A 21,616-nucleotide genomic window follows, 5' to 3' on the forward strand; every position below is an offset into this window, starting at 1 on the left:
CCCGTATCTCACGGATACGAAAACGTACGCTCACCCACCGCAGACGGCGTAAATAATATCTCCCGGTATGATTCGAGGCGCGGGGACGCAGAGTGCGGGGGCTCCGGTCACCGAGACGGAGTCAGGCCCCAGAGACTCAACAACTCCGGGACGCGGACGACGCTCACACCAGCCGCGTGCGGTACTTTCCCGTCTCGGCCACGGCCCTGATGCCCTCCACGGAATGATCGACCATCGAGCGCACTGCGGCGTCCGTGTAGAACGCCATGTGCTGGGTCATGACCACGTTCGGGAACTGGCGCAGGTAGGCGATGCCGCGGTTGGTGAGGATGTCGGTGCGGCGGTCGCGGTGGATGAGCTCCTCCTCGGTCTCCACGGTGTCGAGCCCGAGCCCGCCGATCTTCTTGGCCTCGATGTTGTCGATCAGGGCCTCCAGGTCCATGAGCTCGCCGCGGGCGCAGTTAATGAGCACCACGCCGTCCTTCATGCGCGCGATGGTGTCGCGGTTGATGATGTGCCGGTTCGCGTTGGGGCCGCTTTCGATGAGCGGCATGTGCAGCGTGATGAGGTCGGATTCGGCGTACAGCGTGCCGAGGTCCACGTACTCGGCCGTCTTGGCCACCTCGGGGTTCGGGAACGGGTCGTACGCGAGGATGCGGCAGCCGAAGCCGGTGAGGATGCGGATGACCGTGCGGCCGATGCGCCCGGTGCCCATCACGCCGATGGTGAGGTTGCGCATCTCGCGGCCCTGCAGGCCCTCGAGGGAGAAGTCGTACACCTGCCCGCGCCACAGGGCCGGCTTGTAGTTGCGCAGCACGAGCAGCATGAACATGACGGTGTATTCGGCCACGCCGTTGGGCGCGTAGTCGGCGTTGAGGATGGCCACGCCGAGCCGCTTGGCCGCGTCCATGTCAATGTGGTTCACGCCGATGGTGCGCGTGGCGGCCACGTCCACGCCCATGCCGTGCAGCGTCTCCATCAGGTCCGCGTCGAGCTGGCTGTGGCCCAGCACGCTCACGCCGGCGGCCCCTCGCGCGAGTTCCGCGTTGGTGGCGGACAGCGGTTCGGCGTGCAGTTCCACTTCCACGCCCGTGCGTTCGGCGGCCGCGGCGAAGTCGGCGCGCTCGTCTTCCCTTACGTCAAATGCAGCGATCTTCATGCCGTCCATCCTATATCCCCTCCTGCGCTCCGCGTTGCCCGGACCTCCGCCCGAACGCACGGCCCGTTCCATTTTTACCGGCCGCCTTGTCTCATTCGTTCCAATCCGCGCCCCGGAAAACGCGGGTTGGAACGTTTGCCCTGCAGCCAACGTTTTGTGAGCGTTCACAACAGGTTGATCGTTCCAACCTGCGTCAACGAGGGCGCGGATTGGAACGATCAACGGATCGGCCGGAGCCACGGGGTCGCAAGGCTACAGGGCTACAGGGCTACAGGGCTACAGGTCGGACCGTCGGTACGCGCGCAGGGCTAGGGGCTCAGTGTTGGCCACCGTGGTTCCTTTCCCGATGTTGGCACGCGTCGTATCGGGTTTCGAGCATGGAGAGCAGGTCGAGCAGGGGGACGTCCGCGGCGAGGGCGGCCTCGCAGGCTTCGTCGAGCGAGGCGTTGACGCGCGCGACCAGTTGCTGGCGCATGCGTTCGCCGCCCCGCTCCATGACGAAGGTGCCCTTGCCCTGCACGTTCTCGACGATGCCCTCGTCGGCCAGCTCGTTGTACGCGCGGGTGACGGTGAGCACGGAGATGCGCAGTTCCTTGGCGAGCCTGCGCAGGGACGGCAGGGCCTGGCCCGACTTGAGTTCTCCGGTGAGGACGGCCTCGCGGACCTGACGTTTGATCTGCTCGTAGATCGGCTGACCGGACGTCGATGAGATGATCAGTTTCACCGATGCTCCTTCCGATGCGATGCGCTGCGCTGCAATGCGCCGCCATGCAATATGGCATATGACGACGGCTGACGCAGTACTGTTTTACTGCCATATATAACAGTACAACATCATCGGGTAACTGTGCAAGTCGGGGATATAACAGTTGCAGTTTCTCCCTATTCCCCTCCCGCCGCCCCGCTCCATGACGAAGGTGCCCTTGCCCTGCACGTTCTCGACGATGCCCTCATCGGACAACTGTGCAACTCGGGAGCATAACAGTTGCAACCCCACCCTTCCCGTCTCCGTGACGTTTCCGTGACACCCCCGGAACGGCGAAGGAAAGGCTACAGCGTCCGCGGGGCCTCGGCGAAGTCGAAGAGCACGCCGTCGGCCTCGTCGCAGATTTCGGCCCAGTCGCGGTCGGACGAATCGTCGTGCATGGCCCACACGCCCATGCCCGCGGACTTGGCGGACCGGATGCCGACGAGGATGTCCTCGAACACCGTGCAGTCCTCCGGCCGCATGCCCAGGCGCGAAGCGGCGAGCAGGTAGACGTCGGGCCGGTCCTTGCCCACGTCGTTGGCGTCGTCCACGCTCACGATCGCGTCGAACAGGTCGAAGATGCCCACGTGCTTCATGGCCGGCTCCCTGAGCGAGGGCGGCAGCGAGGTCGCCACGGCGAGCTTGGCTCCGGTGGCCTTGAGGTGCTCCAGATACTCGCGCGCGTGCGGCTTGGCCTCGACCATGGTGCCGTACGCCTCGCGGGCCATATCGTCCCACTCGGCCATGAGCTGCTCGGGCGTGTCCGTGAGGTCGAACCGCGCGATGGTGTATTCGGCGATCTGGCGGAACTGCATGGAGCCGACCTTGAGCACGTAGTCGTCCGGCACGTCGATGCCGCGCTTGGCGAGGGAGTCGATGTCGATCTGGTCCCACACGCCCATGGAGTCGAGCAGCGTGCCGTCGAGGTCGAAGATGGCGGCCTTGCCGGCGTTGGCGGCGGAGCGGGCCGCGGATGCGGGGTCGTTCGGGGATGCGGGGTCGTTCACGGTGGGTCCTTTCGTTCGGGACAGTTGCGGGTCAGTCGAGCTTGGACTGCGCGAGCAGTTCGCGCGCGTGGTCGAGCGAGGTTTCGGATTCGCTGCCGGAGAGCATGCGGGCCACTTCGCGCACGCGGTCCTCGCCCTCGGCGCGCGACACCGTGGTGGCCACGCCCTTCGCGGCGGCGCCGTTCGCCTCGGAAGCGGCGGCCTTGCTCACCACGAACTGCGCGTCCGCCCACGAGGCCACCTGCGCCAGATGCGTCACGACGATGACCTGCGCGCTGCGGGCCAGCGTGGCGAGGCGCCTGCCGAGTTCAACGGCCGCCTTGCCGCCCACGCCGGCGTCCACCTCGTCGAAGATGAACGTCATCCCCGGCGTGCCGCCGCCACCCGTCCGCGAAGCCGCAGCCGTGCCGTCGCCGCGACGCTCGGCGGACGCCAGTTCGAGGGCGAGCATGAGGCGGCTCAGCTCGCCGCCGGACGCGCTCTTGCCCATCGGCAGCTGCGGGGAGCCGGGGAACGGGGTGAACAGGAACGCGATGTCGTCGCCGCCGTGCGCCTCAAGCGCGTCGGCCGTCCCGTCCAGACGCGACGAGACGGTGATGTCCAGCCCCGCGCCGGACATGGCCAGGTCCGCGAGCTCGTCGCTCACCTTGCGGCTCAGTTCGCGGGCCGCCTTGGCGCGGGCCTCGTGCAGGCGCCCGGCGGCCTTGACCGCCTTCGCGGCCAGTTCCGCGCGCCGGCGCGTGAGCTCCTCGAGCTTCTCGGGCGAGGCGTCGAGGTCCTCAAGTTCCAGTCCGGCCTGCTCGCGCCACGCGAGCACGTCCTCGAGCGTGGGCCCCCAGCGCTTGACGAGCTCGGACAGGTCGTGGATGCGCTCGTTGATCGCGTCCAGATCGGTGCCGTCCTCCCCGTCGCCCACCTCGCGCGTGAGCGAGAGCATCACGTCGGACACCTCACCGCCGATCGCCTCGAGCCGGTCCGCGGCCTCGTCGAACACGCCGCCCAGACGGATGCCGCGCAGCGACTGCACGGCCCGGTCGAGCAGCTGGGCCACGCCCGCTCCCCCGTCGTCGTCATAGCCCATCTGCGAGGAGTCGAGCGCCGCGACGGCCCCGCCCACGCCCTGCGCGATGGCGGCCGCGTTCTCGATGCGGTCGCGCTTGGCCTTGAGCTCCTCGTCCTCGCCGGGCTGCGGCGCCACGCGGTCGATGCGCGCCACCGCGTCCTTGAGGTAGTCGGCGCGCTGGCGGGCCTCGGCCTCCTGCCCGTGCAGCTTGGCGAGCTTGGCGTCCAGGTCCTTGAGGGCCTGCCATGCGGCGCGGTACGATTCGAGCGCCTTGTCGTCGCCGGCGTAGGCGTCCAGGAATTCGCGCTGGCGTGCGGCGGAGGCGATGCGCAATTGGTCGGCCTGCCCGTGGATGGTGACGAGCTCGCCCGCGAGGTCCGCGAGCACGCCGCGCGGGACGCTGTGCCCGTTGAGCATGGCGCGCGAGCGGCCCTTGGCGGGCACGGAACGCGTGAGGAACAGTTCGCCGTCCTCGGCCGGGGCCCCGGCGTCGTCGGCGATCGCGGCGGCCGCGGAGCCGTCTGCCACGGCGAAGATGCCCTGCGCGCGCGTCTCGTCCGCGCCGGCGCTGATGCGCCCCGCGTCGGCCTGCGCGCCGGAGATGAGGCGTATCGCGTTGAGCAGCATGGACTTGCCCGCGCCGGTCTCGCCGGTGATGGCGGTCATGCCGGGGGCGAAGTCCAGCAGCGCGTGGCGGATCGGCGCGAAGTCGAGCACGGCGTGGTGGATGGGGCCGAGGTTGCGGATCTCCAGTTCCTCGAGCATCAGCGGCCCTCCCCCGCGGAGCCTTCGGCCGCCGCGTCCCCCGCGGCGAGCTGCGCCTGCGCCTGCTGCTGCGCGTGCTCGCGCCAGCCGACCACGGGCAGATCGAACTTGGTGACGAGCCGGTTCGTGAACGGCACGCCCGACAGGCGCGCGAGGCGCAGCGTGTCCCTCGACTGGCGCACGTCGATGCGCGTGCCCTTGGGCAGGACGCGCTGGCGGCGCCCGTCGCAGCAGATCCAGCCTTCGGACATGGAGTTGTCCAGCACCTCCATGGTGAACGTGGAGCCGGCGCCGATGACGAGCGGCCGGGCGAACAGCGCGTGCGCGGCGATCGGCACGAGCTGCAGGGCCTGCACGTTCGGCCAGATGATCGGCCCGCCTGCGGAGAACGCGTAGGCGGTGGATCCGGTGGGCGTGGAGACGATCACGCCGTCGCAGCCGAAGGAGCTCATGTCCACGCCGTCCACCTGGATGCCGAGCTCCACCATCTTGCCGCGGTCGGCGCGCTCGACGGTGATGTCGTTCAGCGCCCAGTCCTGCAGCGGCTTGTCGGCGCCGGGCAGGGTCACGTCCACGTGGGCGATCATGCGCTCGTCGACGGAGTAGTCGTGCTCGGCGACGCGCCGGATCGCGTCGGACAGCTGGAAGCTCTCGAATTCGGCGAGGAAGCCCACGTGGCCCATGTTGATGCCGATGATCGGCACCTGCGTGCAGTGCACCAGCTCCGCGGCCCTGAGAATCGTGCCGTCGCCGCCGAGCACCACCACGATCTCCGTGTTCTCCTTGACGACGGGCGGCTGCACGCCAAACTCCGGGGCCTCGAGGTTGTCCACGATCGTCACGTCGAATCCCACATGGCGCAGCTGTTCGACGACCTCGGCGACGACGTTGCCGCTCGAGCGCAGTCGCTGATGGGTGACCACCACGGCATGGCGTGTGCTCATTGGATTCCTTTCGCTGGCCGGTAATGGTCCCCAGTGTAGTATCCGGCGGCGCAAAACGGCGTATCATCGCTTGGTAGATATGAAACGGAAACGGAGCAGAAGACCATACCGACGCAAGGTGAACCGCACCCGCGCCGCGGTCGATCGCGCCCTGACGCTGCCGGGATGGAAGCGACGGGCCGACACGTCGGATCTGGTCATGACGCAGAGCGACTCCGACATGGCCTTCGTCAGCCGCATCGAGGAGCGCGAGGCCCCGGACTGGGTCAAGCACGCGCTGCGCGGCAAGGACGACGAGGCCGCGCAGGCCCGGCGCGCGGGCCAGATCTCCATGCAGAGCCGCCTCGACATCCTGCTGTCGCACCCGGCGCTGCTGTCGATCTGCTACTTCCTGGCCCTCACCCTCGTGGTCGCCCTGCTGCTGTGGCTGCCGATCTCCTCTCGCACCCACGGGTTCACCTCCCCGCACATCGCCATCTTCACGGCCATCTCGGCGCTGTCCACATGCGGCATCCCCGTGGTGAACACGGCGATCCACTGGACCATGTTCGGTCAGGCGGTGATTCTGGTCGCCGTGCAGCTGGGAGGCCTCGGCGTGATGACGTTCGCGTCCATGATCTCCATCGCCGCGAGCCGCCACCTCAAGGTCACGCAGCGCATCCTGACCGCCACGGAGCTCGGGGCCACCAAGCTCAGCGAGGTCAAGAGCATCATCAACGTGGTGCTCGTCAGCACGTTCCTCATCGAGGCGATCACGTTCGCCGCCCTGTTCCCCGGCCTGTACCGCGCCAGCAACGGACGGCTGGGCCGCACGGTCTGGCAGGCCCTGTTCTACGCGGTCTCCGCCTACAACAACACGGGCTTCACGCCGGACGCGACCGGCCTGCTCGTCAACAGCTGGAGCGTGGGCCTGCCGATCATGCTCAGCGCGTTCTGCGGCACGCTGGGCTTCCCGGTCATCCTCAACATCTTCCGCACCGCGCGCGCCCGCCGCTCGCCGCGGCACTGGAGCCTGCACACCAAGCTCACCCTGTTCACCACGTTCGCGCTGTGCGTGGTGGCGATCACGTGGTTCCTCGCCAACGAATGGGACAACGAGGACCTGTTCTACGGCGCGGACGACTCCCGCCGGTTCCGCTGCGCGCTGTCGGCGGCGGTCATGCCCCGCTCGGCCGGCTTCGACATCACGTGGGTGCCGCAGGTCACCGAGCAGACCAAGGTGTTCATGAGCGGCATGATGTTCATCGGCACCGGCAGCTCGTCCACGGGCGGCGGCATCCGCGTCACCACGTTCGCCGTGCTGCTGCTCATCTGCCGCGCGGCCTTCACGAACCACCGCGACATCACCGTGTTCCACCGCCGCATCCCCCGTCAGGTGCGCATCATGGCCGTCAGCGTGGCCGTCACCTGCCTTACGATCGTGTACTTCGGCGCCATCGCGCTCATCATCACCACGCACTGCTCGTTCGGCGACGCGATCTTCGAGGCGAGCTCGGCGTTCAGCCTGGCCGGTTACTCGGTGGGCGTGGCCCGCACCGACACGCCGGTGTCCATGTACATCCTCGCGGTCCTCATGCTCGTGGGCCGTCTGGGCCCGATGACGATCGCGTACACGACCTCGAAGACCAAGCCGCATTCGGTGGTGCGCTACCCCGAGGAGCCGATCGGCGTGGGCTGACCGGAAACAAGAAGAGACCGAGAAGAGAGAACGACAGGGAGGGAACATCATGGCGGCAAGCGAAGGCAACAGCGTGCTCGTGGTCGGGCTGGGCCGGTTCGGCAGCGCGGTGGCGCAGACGCTCAACGATCTGGGGCAGGACCTGCTCGCCGTGGACAAGAACCCGGCGCTCGTGGCCCGCTGGGCGAGCGTGTTCAACGTGGTGGAGGCGGACATGACCGACATGCTCGCCGTGGAGCAGATCGACGCCTCGGACTTCGACCGGGCCGTGGTGGCGATCGGCGACAGCATCGAGGCGTCCGTGCTCACCGCGGGCAACCTTCTCGACGCCGGTCTGACGGACATCTGGGCCAAGTCGGTGTCCAAGGAGCACACGCGCATCCTGCAGCGCATGGGCGTGCGGCACATCATCAGCGCCGAGTCGGACGCGGGCAAGCGCATCGGCCACCTCATCGCCGGCGACTACCTCGACTACATCGAGATCGAGGGCCCGTACACGGTCGTGAAGATCCACACCCCCGCCTCCATGGTCAACCGCACGGTCGGCGAGGCGCACGTGCGCGAACGCTACGGCATCACGGTGATCGGCGCCATCACGCCCGGCCTGCCGTTCCGGCACGGCGACGAGGAGACGGTGATGCACCGCGAGGACGAGCTCATCGTGCTGGGCCTGCAGGACCAGATCGACCGCTTCATCAGGGAGTAGCGCCTCAGTAGCGTCCCTCCCCTCACGCACGGGGAAGACGGGGACGCCTCCCCCGTCGATGTTTCGCCCCGGTTCGCCGTCCGTACACCTTCCCGTCATCCCGCGCGGCCCATAATGAGGGCACGAAGGGATCCGCCGTCCGGCGGAGAGAAGGGGCGACGGCGTCATGCAGCAGAATCTCACCTTGTCGAACGGCGGCGAAGTGCGCGCCGGGCAGTACAACCGGATCGTGGTGTTCGGCGACGCCGTGCTGGACGACGGCGCGGCGTTCGATCTCATGGACGTGCACGGGTCGGTGGCGGCGCACAACGTGCGCGGCGGCGTGCTCTACGTGGACGGCGGCATGATGCAGGTGACGGGATCGCTGCGCGTGCAGACGCTCGGCGGCAACGGCGACGTGGACGTGACCGGCGCGGTGCGCGTGGGGCGCATGCAGTTCACCGGCGTGATGCAGACCGACCGGGCCGTCCGCGTGATCGACAGCCTCGACCTGAGCGGCATCCTGCGCAACGGGCAGCGCATAGACGCGGACAGCGTGCGGATGGACGGCTTCATGGAGGTGGCGGATCTGCATGCCGTCCACGCCGTGAGCATCCGGCCGCTGGAGACGATGATGCTGCGGTGGAACTGCTTCCGGCAGTACGACCACGGCAGCACGGCGGACAGCATTTCATGCATGGATCTGGACGCCAAGGATCTGGCGTGCCCGCTCATCAGGGCGAACACGGTCACGCTCAGGGGCGCGAGCTACGCGCAGGACGTGCACTGCGCCAAGACGCTGAGTCTGGACCGCTCCTCGGTGGCGCTGCAGGTCACCGGCAACTGCGAACGCATCCGTTTGGACGGCTGAATCCCCTACCGGCTGAGCCAGAGCAGATATTCGCGGTTGCCGTGCGTGCCGGCGATGGGCGAATCGGCGTGCGCGTGCACCGCGAACCCGTGGTCGCACGCGCTGGCGGTCACCTTGTCCAAGGCGCGTTCGCGCAGCTCCCCGCTTTCCACGATGCCGCCCTTGCCGAGCCCTTCGCGCCCGACCTCGAACTGCGGCTTGACGAGCAGCACGATCTGCGCGTCCGGCGCGGCGAGGCGGGCCATGGGCCCCATCACGTAGGTGAGCGAGATGAACGACACGTCGGAGACGATGTAGTCCGGCGCGTACGGCAGGTCCTCGGGCGCGACGTCGCGGATGTTCGCGCCGCTCATTTCGATCACGCGCGGGTCCCCGGCGATGCGCGGGTCGAGCTGGCCGTGCCCCACGTCGAGGGCGATCACCCGCTCGGCGCCGTGCCGCAGCAGCACGTCGGTGAAGCCGCCGGTGGACGCGCCGATGTCCAGGCACCTGCGTCCCTCCGGGCCGGGCAGGCCCTGCGGCCCGAACGCGTCGAGGGCGCCCAGCAGCTTGTAGGCGCCGCGGGAGACGTAGTCGTCGCCCTTGTCCACGCCGATGCGCGAGGCGGCGGAAACGGAGACGGACGGCTTGGTCGCCGGCACGCCGTCGACGGTCACCGCGCCGGAGCGGATGAGCCGCTGGGCCTTGGAGCGCGTGTCCACGAGGCCGCGCCCCACGAGTTCCATGTCGAGACGGCCCAAGCTCAGTCCCTCTGCGAGTCGAGTTCGGCGAGCAGCCGGTCGAGCGTCGTCTGCAGCGTGTCGATGCGCCGCTCGTCGTCCAGCCGGTCCAGCCCGTCGAACTGCGGATACCGTTCGACGAGCGGCTTGCGCGCCTCGCCGCCGTCGTGCCCGCCGAATCGCATGCCGGTCACGCCTCCGTCCCGTCGACGTCCGCGGGGTCGATGGCGAACGCGGGCAGCAGGCCGGCGTCCGGGACTTCGCCGGTGGCGTCCGCGCGCTCCCATGCGAGGCAGCAGGCGGCGCGCAGGGCGTCCACGGAGGTCGGGTCGCTCACGGTCAGGCTTCCGTCGGCCTCGAAGCGGGCCGCGGCGCCGGCGCAGGACCATGCCCCGTCGCCATCCCTGTGCGGTTCGGCGTGCGGCGCGTTGAGCCCGGTCAGGTTGCGCGCGATCATGGTCGGGCGCAGTTCGGGGCGCGCCTGCATGAGCTGCAGCGGGTCGGCCACGCCGGTCAGCACGACCATGGAGTCGTAGCCGCCGCGGTTGCCGGCCTCGATGTCCGTGTCGAGACGGTCGCCGATGGCGATGGACTGCTCCTTGGGCACCAGATCGCGGCCCTCGCCGGCGTTGAGCATGCGGGCCTCGTCGTACATGGCGGATTCGGGCTTGCCGGCCGAGCCGACCGGTTCGACGCCGGTGGCCGCGACGACCGCGTTGACGAGCGAGCCGCAGCCGGGGGCGATGCCCTGCTCGCGCGGGATGCTCAGGTCGCGGTTGGTCACGAAGTACGTGGCGCCGCGCTCCACCGCGTAGGCGGCCTGCGCGAGCTCGGTCCACGGCATGTCCGGGTACCAGCCCTGAATCACCGCGACCGGCCCGTCGTCCACGTTGGAGACGGGCACGAGGCCTGCGCGCGTCACCTCCTCGCGCAGGTGCGGCGCGCCGATGGTGAGCACCTTCGCGCCGGCGGGCACGCGGTGGGCGACCATGCGGGCGGCGACCACCGAGGAGGTGATCACCTGCCAGTCCTCCACCGCGAGGCCGAAGCCGCGCAGCTGGTCGGCCACCACATGCTGGAAGCGCGAGGAATTGTTGGTCGTGTATTCGATGGTCATGCCGCAGCGCTCGGCCTCGGCGATGGCCTCGGCGGCGTGGGGCACCGCGTTGCGTCCGCGGTACACCACGCCGTCGAGGTCCAGCAGCGCGAGCTGGTAGGCCTGCGCCACCGACGTGCCGACGCCCTTGAGGAAGCGGGTCATCACTCGGCCTCGGAAGATTCGGAGGACTCGGAGGACTCGGCTTCGGCCGTTTCGGCCGGCTCGGCGTCGGAGGAGGCGCCCTCCTCGGCCGTCTCGGCGGACACGGCCTCCTCGTCGTCGCCGGAACCGGCGTCCGTGTTGTCCACGTCGTCGGCCTCGGCCTTGGCGGCGTCAGCGGCGATCTCCGCCTCGCCCTCGGCCGCGTCGTCCTCGCGCTCGATCTTCGACTCGACCGGGCCCTCGGCGTCGTCATCGGCCTCAGCCTCATCATCGCCCCCAGCCTCGTCGGAGGCGTCCTCATCGGAATCGTCATCGTCGGAGGGCGCGTACTGCGCCTCGTCCTCGCTGATGCCGAGCATGTCGAGCTGGTCGTCGGTGAAGTCGGCCAGATCGTGGTCGATCACCACGTCGTCGGAATCCGGGTCGATGTCCTCCTCGGCGTACTGGCCCTCAAGGCGGTCGAGCACGTCGTCGAGCTTGGCGGCCTCGTCGGCCTTGCCGTCCTGCTCGAGGAAGTACTGCTCGGCCTGGAACGCGCGCATGCGATATTCGCCGGAGACGCCCTTGGAACGGGCCACGGTGTCCGCGATCTCCACGGCCTTGGACCACAGGCCCAGGTCGGACAGCGCGCCGGCGTACACGAGGAACATCTCGGCCTTGGCCTCGCCGCGCAGCTGCTTCGCCTCGTCGCCGGTGGCGATCTCCACGGCCTTCTTCGGGTTGCCGAGGCCGCGCTCGCAGTCGGCGATGAACGGCAGGTAATCCAGATAGCCGTTCATGCGGAACGCGGTGCGGAACTCCTTGACGGCGGTCTTGTAGTCGCCCTGACGGTAGGCCACGAAGGCCAGCGTCTCGCGGGCGAAGTCGATGCGGGAGGCCTGACGGGCGGCCCACTTGGCGTGCTCGAGGGCCCACTTCGGGTCGGACTCCTCCAGCGCGTAGGCGGCGAGGATGTGCAGACCGATGTTCTCGGCGTGCTCCTTGCTCAGGCCGCGGAGACGCTCGCGCTCGTCCTTGGAGAGCATGTTCCACTCCATGCCCTTGGGCATCTTCGGCTCGCCCGGACGCGCGTCGGTGTACGGGTTCTGCGACGGGAACGACATGGTGCCGTCGGAGTTGCGGCGGGCCTTGTCCCAGTGCTGGCCGCCGCGGCGGTTCTCGTGGAAGTTGCCCTCGTCGTCGTAGTGGCCGCGGCTGCGGTCGTTGCGGTCGAAGCGCGGCTTGTCGTCGCGGCGGAAGTCCTTGCGCTCGCCGCGGTCCTCACGGTGGAAGTCACGGCGCTCGCCGCGGTCCTTGCGGAAGCCGCCGCGGTCCTCGCCGTCACGCTGGAAGTCGCGGTCCTTGCGGAAGTCGCGATCCTTATGGAAGTCCTTGCGGAAGCCGTCCCTGCGATCGCCGCGCTCGCCGGCGTTCTCGCCGTCACGGCGGAATCCGCCGCGGCGGTCGTCGCCGTCCCCGCGGCCATAGCGCGGGTTGCCGCCCCTGCGGAAGCCGCCGTTGCCACGACGGAAGCCACCCTGGTCGCCGCGGTTGAAGCCGCCGTTGCCACGGTGGAAGTCGCGGCGCTCGCCGCCCTCGCCGGTGCCTTCGCCGGCGTTCTGCGGACGCTGGTCGCCGTCGTTGCGGTCGCGCCAGTTGCGGCGGTCGTCGCGTCGATCGTCACGGCGGAAACGCGGGCCGCCGTTGCCGCCCCTGCGGAAGCCGCCGCGGTCCTCGCCGTCCTTGTGGAGGTCACGGCGGAATCCGCCGCCGTTGCCGCCGCGGTGGAAACCGCCCTGACCGCCCTTGCGGAACGGGCGGTCGCCGCCCTTGAACCCGCCCTCGCGGTCGCGGAAACCGCCCTGCTCGCCGCCCTCGCGCGGCTTGCGGTCGCGATCGAACTCGCCGTCGCGATGGAAGCGGGGCTTGCCGCCGCGGTTGAAGCCGCCGGAACGGCCGGAGCCGCCCTGGCCGCGGTATCCGCCGCGTCCGCCGTTGCCGCCGCGCGGGCCGCCGAAGCCGCCGCCGGAGCGACGCGGCTTGTACCCGCCCTGATGGGAACCGTGATTGCGTTCTTCTGCCATGTGTCTTTCCTTAATGTCGTCAGGCCGCGCCCATGCGCCGGCCGTGTCCTACGTCGTGTTGTCCTGCGCCGTTCAGCGGTTTTCGACCGCGCCCAGCGCCTTCTTGCCGCGGCGGATCAGCGCGAAGCGGCCCTTGAGGAAGTCGGCCTCGCCGAGCACCGCGTCCTCGCTCTCCACGCGCGCGTTGTTGAGGTACACGCCGCCGGACTTGATGGCGCGGCGCACCTCGGAGCCGGTCTTGAACAGGCCGGCGGCCTGCGCGGCGTCGATCACGCGGTCGCCCGGCTTGGCCGCGGGGAACACGTGATCGCCGTTTTCGTCGACCACCTTGAAGCCGTCCAGCACGGCCTCGAGCGTCGCCTCGTCGATGTCCGCCAGATCGCCGCCGCGGCCGAACAGCGCGGAGGACGCGTCGATGGCGGCCTGCGTGGCGGCCTCGCCGTGCACGAAGCTGGTGACCTCCCAGGCCAGCGTGCGCTGCGCCTCGCGCGCGCCCGGATTGGCCTTGGACTCCTCCACCAGACGCTCGATCTCCGCCTTGGGCAGGAAGGTGAACACCTTGAGCAGGCTCTCCATCTCCACGTCCGGGCGGTTGAGCCAGAACTGGTAGAACTTGTACGGGCTGAGCATGGTGCCGTCCAGCCAGACGGCGTTGCCCTCCGACTTGCCGAACTTCTTGCCCTGCGCGTCGGTGATGATCGGGCTGGTGAACACGTTGACGTCCGCGCCGCGCACCTTGTGGATGAGGTCGAGGCCGGAGGTGAGGTTGCCCCACTGGTCGGAGCCGCCGAGCTCGAGCGTGCAGCCGTACTCGTCGAACAGGTGCAGGAAGTCGTTGCCCTGCAGCACCTGGTAGCTGAACTCGGTGAAGGAGATGCCCTCCTCCGAGTTGAGGCGGCGGGCCACGGTGTCCTTGGCGAGCATGGTGCCGAGGCGGAAGTTCTTGCCCACGTCGCGCAGGAAGTCGATGACGGACATCTGCGCGGTCCAGTCGTAGTTGGACACGAAGCGCACGGGGTTCTCCCCCGACGTTTCGAGGATGCCGCCGATCTGGTTCTTGAGGCGCTCGGCCCAGCCGGCCACCACGTCCTTCGGGTTGAGCGTGCGCTCGCCGGACTGGCGGGGATCGCCGATCAGGCCGGTCGCGCCGCCCACGAGGGCGATGGGGTGGTGCCCCGCGAGCTGCATGTGGCGCATGTTGATGAGCTGCACGAGGTTGCCGATGTGCAGGGAGGCGGCCGTCGGGTCGAAACCGCAATAATAGGTGATCGGCTCTCCGTTCAGCGCGTTGGCGAGTCGATCCCGGTCCGTGGACTGGGAAATCAACCCGCGCCATTCCAGTTCATCGAGCAGGTTGTCGAATCCCGCTTCCTTGAAGTTGGTGACGTGAGCCATAGCTAGGTCGCTTCTCCCTATCGAATTGTCGTAATTGAGCCTACTAAGTGTCTCAGCAGAGCTCGACACGCGGCGGACCGGCGGCCGCGGCCAGCGTCACAGGGATTTGAGCGTGGCCTCGCCCACCTGTTCGAGCACGCCGTCCGCGAGCAGCTGGTAGCAGCGCTTCGAGGGATGGAACCGGTCGTACGCCCAGAACTCCTCGTCCGTGAGCCCCGTGTCGTGGTGGGTCATGTCCACGAACGTCACGCCGCGGTCCGCGCACACGGCCCGGCTGATCGCGGTCTGCGCGTCGGTCATGTCCAGAATGGCCCGGCGCAGCGTGGACCCGAGCGCGGGCGAACGGTACACCTGCCCGGAGCTGATGACCACCACGTGGTCGCTGAGCGCCGTGGCCTCGTCGATGGCGGCGGTGAGGTCCTCGCGCCATTCGGAGCCGCTGCGGCGCGCCATCACGTCGTTCGACCCGGCGCACAGCACCAGCAGGTCGGGCCGCCCCTTCACCTGCGGCAGGAGGCGGAACCGGGCGCGGCGCATGGTGGCGCCGAGCTTGCCGAAGGTCTGCCAGCGCACGGGCCGGCCGGTGATGCGTGCGAGCGAGCGGGCCATGTCGGGCACGAACCCGTCGCTCTGGCGGTCCACGCCGCAGCCCACGGTGAGCGAGTCGCCCACGGTCACCAGCGTGATCGGGCGGGCGTCGCCCTTCTCCCCCGTTCGATCCGTCCGCGCCGGCCGGACCAGCCCCTCGCGCTCGCCCTCCGGTTCCGGAGCGAGCTTGACGGTGTGCTGCGCCACCAGCGCCTCGGTCAGCGCGATGGGCCGCTGCCACCACTGCAACGCCATGATCGTTCTCCTTCCGTCGTCCTCCGGATGGATTCTACGTCCTCCGGCGGTCCATGAGACGGTGCGGCGCCCGCGGTTCGGCGCCCGCGCCTCAGCGCCTGCGGCCGGTCTTGAGCACGTCGCGCAGCTGCTCGATCAAACCGCGGTGGCTGAGCGACGTCAGCTCCGGGAAGGCGTCCAGCATGCGCCGCTGCTGCGCGTTGAACAGGTCGGCCGCCTTGGCGCGCAGGCGGTTCAGCGAGGGCTGCGGCATGCCGGACCATGTGCGCGCGGCGGCGTCCCTCGCGCTGCCCATCGCATTGCCCATGGCGTTGCCCAGGGCCTGGCGCCCGTTGCTGATCGACTCGCCGGCGCGGTTCGCGTACCCGTCCACGGTCCGCCGCGCGTTCACGCCGTATTCCGCGGCGAGTTGTCCGAACCGCTCCACGCGCTGCATGAACCCGCTCATGCCGGACAGCGTGACCGTCAGGTCCGCGACCAGCAGCAGGAAGCACACCGCCGCGATGGTGTGCACGGCCGGCACGGGCACCCGGTCGGTGAACGATTCGACGAGCGGCTGCGTCCAGTTCACCACGATCACCGCGAACGCGCCGAAGATCACCGCGCCGAGCAAGCACACGCGCCCGTTGATGTTGAACCGGTACTGCGAGTAGTCCCACCAGCGGGCGTCGAACAGGCGCTCCATGGCCCAGGACGTGGCGTATTCGAGCACGGTGGCGAGCACGGCGCCCACGAGGAAGAGCAGCACCGGGTTGCGCAGCGGGGACAGCACGAGCGCCGCGCCCACGGCCCCCACGCCGTAGATCGGGCACAGCGGGCCCATGAGGAAGCCGCGGTTGACGGGCCGGCGCTCCTGCACGGACACGACGATCGACTCGTACACCCAGCCGAGGAAGCTGTAGAGCAGCACCCACAGGAACACGTATTCGAGGCTGAGCAGCAGATGCGCGAAATGGATCATCGCGGCAGCTCCGGCTTGTTGAAGCGGGACATGGACAGGGTCTCGCGCGTGGCGCTGATCTTGTCCGCGGCGCTCACCAGATACCCCTCGAGGTAGCGCGGCGGCACGGGCGTGAGCGGGAACATGTGGCGGGCGATGCTGTCGCGCTCGATGCGGTTGAGCCGGAAGTCCCGCAGCGCGTTGACAAGCGCCGTGTGCCCGTGCGTGAAGCCGTGCAGGCGGTGGGCGCCGTTGTCGTCGTCGTGCCAGTCGTAGAGGAAGTAGTCGTGCAGCAGCGCGGCGCGGATGAGGGACGGCAGGTCGACGCGGCGCCACAGGTGCAGGCGGTCGGCGAGCCAGACGGCCAGGCACGCCACGCGGATGGAGTGCGCGAAGGTGGTGACCGACCCGTGCTGGTAGCTGCGCATTTCGATGCGCATATGGTCGTGCGCGAGAATGTCCGCGCCGTGCCGCTGCACCAGAAGCCTGATGTCGTCGCGTGTCAGCAGTCGTCCCATGTGGTTCGGTCCTTATTCGTCACTATGCGTGCATGTGTTGCATTGTCGCATTGTAGACGCTGACGGCCGTGCGCGGCATCATCCCCGCGGATGACGTCGCGCACGGCCGCCGGATTCGGGAGCCGTCAGAAGCTGCCGGGGGCGCGGTACGCCGGACCGTCGGACGTGGAGCCGGCGAACGCGGCGAGCGGCATGACGGCCGACTTGGCCTCGCCGATCTGCTCCGTCACGCGCTCGTACGCGGTGCCGCCCTTGCCGTTGCGGGCGGCCACGGAGCCGTGGCTGGAGAGCACCGCACGCACCTTGGGGGCCACGTCGGCGGGCAGGAAATCCTTGAACACGCCGATGAAGTCGTCGTTGGTGAGATCCCACAGCTCCTGGCCGCGGCCCTCGGCGATCTTCACGCAGGCGCCGGAAAGCTCGTGCGCGTGGCGGAACGGGACGCCGTTCCTCACCAGCCACTCGGCGATGTCGGTGGCGAGGGCGAATCCGGTCGGGGCCTCGGCCTCGAGGCGCTCGGCGTCGAAGCGCATGGTGGCGACCATGCCGGTGAAGGCGGGCAGCAGCACCTCGAGCGTGTCGACTTGGTCGAACACGGCCTCCTTGTCCTCCTGCAGGTCGCGCGCGTACGCGGTGGGCAGACCCTTGAGCGTGGCGAGCAGGCCGGTCAGGTCGCCGATCAGGCGGCCGGACTTGCCGCGCGCGAGCTCGGCGATGTCCGGGTTCTTCTTCTGCGGCATGATCGAGGAGCCGGTGGAATAGCCGTCGTCGAGCTTGACGAACGCGAACTCCTGCGTGTTCCAGATGATGATCTCCTCCGAAAGGCGGCTGATGTCCACGCCAGCCATGGCGGCGATGAACGCGAATTCGGCCACGAGGTCGCGGCTGGCGGTGCCGTCGATGGAGTTGGTGGTCACGCGGCTGAAGCCGAGCTCGTGCGCCACGGCCTCCGGGTCGAGGCCGAGCGTGTTGCCGGCGAGCGCGCCGGAGCCGTACGGGGAGGCGTCGATGCGACGGTCCCAGTCGACGAGGCGCTGCACGTCGCGCAGCAGCGGCCACACGTGGGCCATGAGCTGGTGGGCCAGCAGGACGGGCTGAGCGTGCTGCATGTGCGTGCGGCCGGGCATCACGGTGCGGCCGGCGCGTTCGGACTGGGCGATGAGCGCGTTGGCGAGGGAGAGCAGGCCGCCGGCGATCACGCGGGAGTGGCGGCGCAGCCACATGCGGATCAGGCAGGCGATCTGGTCGTTGCGGGAGCGTCCGGCCCGCAGCTTGCCGCCGAGTTCGTCGCCGGCGATCTCCAGCAGGCCGCGTTCGAGCGCGGTGGCCTCGTCCTCGTCGTCCTGGACGGGCGCGAAGCTGCCGTCGTCCACGCGGCGCTGCAGCTCGTCGAGCGCCGCCTCCATGCGGTCGAGCTCGTCCTCGGTGAGGAGTCCCGCGCGTCCCAGCGCACGGGCGTGGGCGCGGGAGCCCGCGATGTCGTCGTCCGCGAGCCTCCAGTCGAACTGGGTGGACTTGCTCAGCCGCGCCAGCTCCGACGACGGGCCGGACGTGAAGCGACCGCCCCACAGGGCGAGGTGCTCGGTGTTTTCCGCGGACTGCTGCTTGGACTGGTCGGCCATGCATAACTCCTTGCCATGAAACTGCAAAACCGGTGAAAGCTTATCAGGGTTTCCCGATTTTGGCGTCCTGAGGGGACAAAGACGCCGATCGATCATGAGCGTCTTTCGACTCCTCGGGCTTGTCTATGTTCCAGCGACGCATGGTCCTGTTGCCGAGCTCCTCGATGCCGATGTCACCATTCACATATAGCTCGGCGTCACGCCGAAACTCCTCGGAGACGTAAGCCCCCTCCATTTCACCGGAATGAATGGCCTCTTCCATGATGCGCCTGCGATCCATGACGCTCTCCAATAACCGGACAGTTTCAGCTGGCGCCGCTAGGTTGTCTTTCACTACGCCCTCGAAAAATTCGTAGCAGGCGCGTCAACAATGCGAAAGCCCTCCCCCGCGGCGAAACCGCACGCGGGGAAGGGCTCGTGAGCATGCCAGGCAACCGCCGGACGGTCACTCCACGGTGTTGTCCGGGACCTCGATGGCGTTGCCGAACTTGATGTCGCGGGCGGCGGCCACGCGGCTCGGCAGGCCGTAGATGTCGATGAAGCCGTTGGAGGACTTCTGGTCGAAGGTGTCGCCGGAATCGTAGGTGGCCAGCTTGTAGTCGTACAGGGAGGCGTCGGAGCGACGGCCGGTGACGACGGCGCGGCCGCCGTGCAGGACCATGCGGATCTCACCGGAGACGTACTTCTGGGTGTCCTCGATGAATGCGTTCAGGGACTGGGTGGCCGGGGAGAACCACTGCGCGTCGTAGACCAGCTCGGCCCAGCGCTTGTCGATGTCGCGCTTGATGCGGTGCTGCTCGCGCTCGAGGCAGCAGTTCTCGAGCTCCTGATGCGCGGTGATGAGCGCCACGGCGCCCGGGGCCTCGTACAGCTCGCGGGACTTGATGCCCACGAGGCGGTCCTCGATGAGGTCGATGCGGCCGATGCCCTGCGCGCCGGCGCGGCGGTTCATCTCCTCGATGGCCTGCAGCGGGGTGACGTCGCGGCCGTCGATCTTAACCGGCACGCCCTCCTTGAACTCGATGACGACCTCGTCCTCGACGGGCGGGAACGCCGGGTCGTCGGTGTAGGTGTAGCAGTCCTTGGTCGGGGCGTTCCACGGGTCCTCGAGGAAGCCGGTCTCGATGGCGCGGCCCCACACGTTCTGGTCGATGGAGTACGGGCTCTTCTCGGTCTGCTCGATGGGCAGCTTGTGCTCCTTGGCGAACGCGATCTCCACGTCGCGGGTCAGGGACAGGTCGCGGATGGGGCTGATGGCCTTGAGCGTCGGGTCGATGGAGGCGATGGACACCTCGAAGCGGACCTGGTCGTTGCCCTTGCCAGTGCAACCGTGGGATATGGTGTCCGCACCGAACTGGTGGGCGGCGCGCACCAGGTGCTTGCTGATGAGCGGGCGGGAGATGGCGGAGACCAGCGGGTACACGCCCTCGTACATGGCGTTGGCCTTGAGGGCCTTCATGCAGTATTCGCTGGCGAACTCGTCGCGGGCGTCCACCACGTAGGCCTCGACGGCGCCGCAGGCCAGCGCGCGGTTGCGGATGGTTTCGAGGCTCTCGCCGCCCTGACCGACGTCGAGGGAGACGGCGACGACGTCCTTGCCGGTGCGCTCCTTCAGGTACGAAATGGCGACCGAGGTGTCGAGGCCACCGGAATAGGCCAGTACGATGCGGCTGTTGTCTGCCATGGAACATCCCTTTCAACTACGGGCTGACGAATAATCATTAGTATATGCAGAACTCTGTATAAATATGCAATGCCGGCGTGGCGTGGTCCATCATATGGACGGACCGCGCCGCGCCGGCACGGGGAATCGGAATGCGGCTCAGCTGCGCGAAGCGAGGGACAGCAGCCAGTCGGCGCGATCGGCCGCGATGGCGTCGTCCTGCGCGATGATGAGCACGGTGTCGTCGCCGGCGATGGTGCCGAGCACCCCGTCGATCGCGTACCGGTCGATCACGCTGGCCACGTACTGCGCGGCGCCGGACGGCGTGTGCACCACCACGAGGTTGCGCGCGGCCGCGGCCGAGGTGAGCAGGCCGTTGAGGATGCGACCCATCTGCGCCTCGGACTTGCCGTCGGCCACCACGCGCTGCACGATCTCGTCGGCCATGGACGGCGTGGCGTACGCGGTCGTGCCGTCCGGACGGCGCACCTTGGCGGCGTGCATCTCATCCAGATCGCGGCTCAGCGTGGCCTGCGTCACCTCCACGCCCTGCTCCGCGAGCACGTCGGAGAGCTGCTGCTGCGAGGTGATCACGTAATGCGCCAGGGCGTATTCGATCATGCTGTGCCGCGCCGCGCGCGTGCTCGGCCGCTGCAGCGGGCTTCCTGACTGTTCGCTCATGGCCGGCCTCAGGCGACGTCCCCGAGCAGGCTCATGTCGCCGCGCTGCTGGGCCACGAGCCACGTGAGCAGCGCCTTCTGGGCGTGCAGGCGGTTCTCGGCCTCGTCCCACACCACGGACTGCGGGCCGTCGATCACCGAGGAGGTGACCTCCTTGCCGCGGTAGGCGGGCAGGCAGTGCTGGAACAGCGCGTCCGGCTTGGCGAGCGCCATGAGCTCGTCGTTGACCTGATAGTCCCAGAACGGCTTGGAGCGGATGGCGTACTGGGATTCCTCGCCCATGGAGACCCACGTGTCGGTGAACACGCAGTCGGCGTCCTTCACCGCCTCCCTGGCGTCGGTGGTCACGAGGATGGAGCCGCCGTTCTCGACCGCGATGCGCTCGGCGTCGGCCACGATGGCCGGGTCCGGCAGGTAGCCGTAGGGGCCGGCCACGCGCACGTGCATGCCGGCGACCGCGCCGCCGAGCAGGTACGAGTTGGACATGTTGTTGGCCGCATCGCCCACGTAGGCGATGGTCTTGCCCTTGAGGGCGTCCACGCCGCCGCGGAACTGCGCGATGGTGAGGAAGTCCGCGAGGATCTGGCACGGGTGGAACTGGTCGGTCAGGGCGTTGACGACCGGGCAGGTGGCGTACTTGGCCATCTCCTCGACGCGGTCCTGCCCGAAGGTGCGCCACACGATGCCGTAGGCCATGTGGGTGAGCACGCGGGCGGTGTCCGCCACCGGCTCGCCGCGGCCGAGCTGGGAGCTCGACTTGTCGATGACGAGCGGGTAGCCGCCGAGCTCGGCCACGCCGATGGAGAAGCTGGAGCGGGTGCGGGTGCTGGGCTTGTCGAAGAGCACGGCCACGGCCTGCGGCCCCTCGAACGGGCGGGAGTAGAAGCGGTTCTCGCGGAAGCGCATGCCGAGTTCGAGGATCTGCCTCTGCTCCTCGTGGTTCACGTCGTCGTCGCGCAGCATGTGGCGAAGCTGTCCGGTCATGTCACGTT

General features: G+C 68.8%; 21 protein-coding genes. 3 read left to right on the forward strand and 18 right to left on the reverse strand.

Annotated features, from left to right (window positions below; all coding sequences use genetic code 11):
• Nucleotides 1-163 precede the first annotated feature (163 nt).
• The 5 genes from DSM100685_RS00800 to DSM100685_RS00825 form a co-directional block, all read right to left on the reverse strand.
• Nucleotides 164-1,159: a D-isomer specific 2-hydroxyacid dehydrogenase family protein gene (locus DSM100685_RS00800; protein WP_152349469.1), complete on the reverse strand. Its 996-nt coding sequence runs from the start codon at nt 1,157-1,159 to the stop codon at nt 164-166.
• 316 nt (nt 1,160-1,475) lie between these two features.
• Nucleotides 1,476-1,883 (reverse strand): GntR family transcriptional regulator, encoded by a 408-nt coding sequence (locus DSM100685_RS00805; RefSeq protein WP_152349470.1) that lies wholly within the window; start codon nt 1,881-1,883, stop codon nt 1,476-1,478.
• Nucleotides 1,884-2,209: 326 nt separating this feature from the next.
• On the reverse strand, nt 2,210-2,842 hold the full coding sequence (locus DSM100685_RS00815) for an HAD family hydrolase (RefSeq protein WP_276608020.1): 633 nt from the start codon (nt 2,840-2,842) through the stop codon (nt 2,210-2,212).
• 103 nt (nt 2,843-2,945) lie between these two features.
• Complete coding sequence (gene recN, locus DSM100685_RS00820) at nt 2,946-4,742, reverse strand: DNA repair protein RecN (protein ID WP_152349472.1); 1,797 nt, start codon at nt 4,740-4,742, stop codon at nt 2,946-2,948.
• Complete coding sequence (locus DSM100685_RS00825) at nt 4,742-5,686, reverse strand: NAD kinase (RefSeq protein ID WP_152349473.1); 945 nt, start codon at nt 5,684-5,686, stop codon at nt 4,742-4,744. The genes recN and DSM100685_RS00825 overlap by 1 nt, the downstream gene beginning before the upstream one ends.
• Before the next feature lie 220 nt (nt 5,687-5,906).
• On the opposite strand from DSM100685_RS00825, the gene DSM100685_RS00830 reads away from it, so the two are divergent.
• The 3 genes from DSM100685_RS00830 (at nt 5,907) to DSM100685_RS00840 (ending at nt 8,920) form a co-directional block, all read left to right on the forward strand.
• Nucleotides 5,907-7,364 (forward strand): TrkH family potassium uptake protein, encoded by a 1,458-nt coding sequence (locus tag DSM100685_RS00830; protein ID WP_152349614.1) that lies wholly within the window; start codon nt 5,907-5,909, stop codon nt 7,362-7,364.
• A gap of 49 nt (nt 7,365-7,413) precedes the next feature.
• Nucleotides 7,414-8,070 (forward strand): potassium channel family protein, encoded by a 657-nt coding sequence (locus DSM100685_RS00835; RefSeq protein ID WP_152349474.1) that lies wholly within the window; start codon nt 7,414-7,416, stop codon nt 8,068-8,070.
• Between the two features lie 166 nt (nt 8,071-8,236).
• A complete protein-coding gene (locus DSM100685_RS00840) occupies nt 8,237-8,920 on the forward strand; it encodes a hypothetical protein (protein ID WP_152349475.1) in 684 nt (227 codons plus the stop codon).
• Nucleotides 8,921-8,925: 5 nt separating this feature from the next.
• Here the strand turns inward: DSM100685_RS00840 and DSM100685_RS00845 are convergent, their stop codons facing one another.
• The 13 genes from DSM100685_RS00845 to argF form a co-directional block, all read right to left on the reverse strand.
• On the reverse strand, nt 8,926-9,645 hold the full coding sequence (locus DSM100685_RS00845; protein WP_152349615.1) for a TlyA family RNA methyltransferase: 720 nt from the start codon (nt 9,643-9,645) through the stop codon (nt 8,926-8,928).
• 17 nt (nt 9,646-9,662) lie between these two features.
• Nucleotides 9,663-9,833, reverse strand: coding sequence for a hypothetical protein (locus DSM100685_RS10640; protein ID WP_163200764.1), 171 nt, complete (start codon nt 9,831-9,833; stop codon nt 9,663-9,665).
• Nucleotides 9,830-10,900 (reverse strand): HAD-IIA family hydrolase, encoded by a 1,071-nt coding sequence (locus tag DSM100685_RS00850; RefSeq protein ID WP_152349476.1) that lies wholly within the window; start codon nt 10,898-10,900, stop codon nt 9,830-9,832. Before DSM100685_RS00850 ends, DSM100685_RS10640 begins: the two co-directional genes overlap by 4 nt.
• A complete protein-coding gene (locus DSM100685_RS00855) occupies nt 10,900-12,963 on the reverse strand; it encodes a helicase (RefSeq protein WP_152349477.1) in 2,064 nt (687 codons plus the stop codon). The genes DSM100685_RS00850 and DSM100685_RS00855 overlap by 1 nt, the downstream gene beginning before the upstream one ends.
• Before the next feature lie 72 nt (nt 12,964-13,035).
• Nucleotides 13,036-14,358 carry a tyrosine--tRNA ligase gene (tyrS, locus tag DSM100685_RS00860; protein ID WP_152349478.1) on the reverse strand — a complete coding sequence of 441 codons (1,323 nt, stop codon included), beginning with the start codon at nt 14,356-14,358 and terminating at the stop codon, nt 13,036-13,038.
• 96 nt (nt 14,359-14,454) lie between these two features.
• Nucleotides 14,455-15,201, reverse strand: coding sequence for an SGNH/GDSL hydrolase family protein (locus DSM100685_RS00865; protein ID WP_152349479.1), 747 nt, complete (start codon nt 15,199-15,201; stop codon nt 14,455-14,457).
• A 91-nt stretch (nt 15,202-15,292) separates the two neighbouring features.
• Nucleotides 15,293-16,162 (reverse strand): putative ABC transporter permease, encoded by an 870-nt coding sequence (locus DSM100685_RS00870; RefSeq protein WP_239512577.1) that lies wholly within the window; start codon nt 16,160-16,162, stop codon nt 15,293-15,295.
• Nucleotides 16,159-16,659: an HD domain-containing protein gene (locus DSM100685_RS00875; RefSeq protein ID WP_204314180.1), complete on the reverse strand. Its 501-nt coding sequence runs from the start codon at nt 16,657-16,659 to the stop codon at nt 16,159-16,161. The genes DSM100685_RS00870 and DSM100685_RS00875 overlap by 4 nt, the downstream gene beginning before the upstream one ends.
• Before the next feature lie 125 nt (nt 16,660-16,784).
• Complete coding sequence (argH, locus tag DSM100685_RS00880) at nt 16,785-18,281, reverse strand: argininosuccinate lyase (protein WP_152349480.1); 1,497 nt, start codon at nt 18,279-18,281, stop codon at nt 16,785-16,787.
• Nucleotides 18,282-18,324: 43 nt separating this feature from the next.
• Complete coding sequence (locus tag DSM100685_RS00885) at nt 18,325-18,543, reverse strand: antitoxin VbhA family protein (RefSeq protein WP_204314181.1); 219 nt, start codon at nt 18,541-18,543, stop codon at nt 18,325-18,327.
• Nucleotides 18,544-18,726: 183 nt separating this feature from the next.
• Nucleotides 18,727-19,965: an argininosuccinate synthase gene (locus tag DSM100685_RS00890; protein WP_152349482.1), complete on the reverse strand. Its 1,239-nt coding sequence runs from the start codon at nt 19,963-19,965 to the stop codon at nt 18,727-18,729.
• Between the two features lie 138 nt (nt 19,966-20,103).
• Nucleotides 20,104-20,625, reverse strand: coding sequence for an arginine repressor (locus DSM100685_RS00895; protein ID WP_152349483.1), 522 nt, complete (start codon nt 20,623-20,625; stop codon nt 20,104-20,106).
• An 8-nt stretch (nt 20,626-20,633) separates the two neighbouring features.
• Nucleotides 20,634-21,608 carry an ornithine carbamoyltransferase gene (argF, locus tag DSM100685_RS00900; protein WP_152349484.1) on the reverse strand — a complete coding sequence of 325 codons (975 nt, stop codon included), beginning with the start codon at nt 21,606-21,608 and terminating at the stop codon, nt 20,634-20,636.
• Nucleotides 21,609-21,616 lie beyond the last annotated feature (8 nt).

This window comes from Bifidobacterium avesanii, assembly GCF_009299475.1.
In the GTDB taxonomy this organism is placed as follows: domain Bacteria; phylum Actinomycetota; class Actinomycetes; order Actinomycetales; family Bifidobacteriaceae; genus Bifidobacterium; species Bifidobacterium avesanii.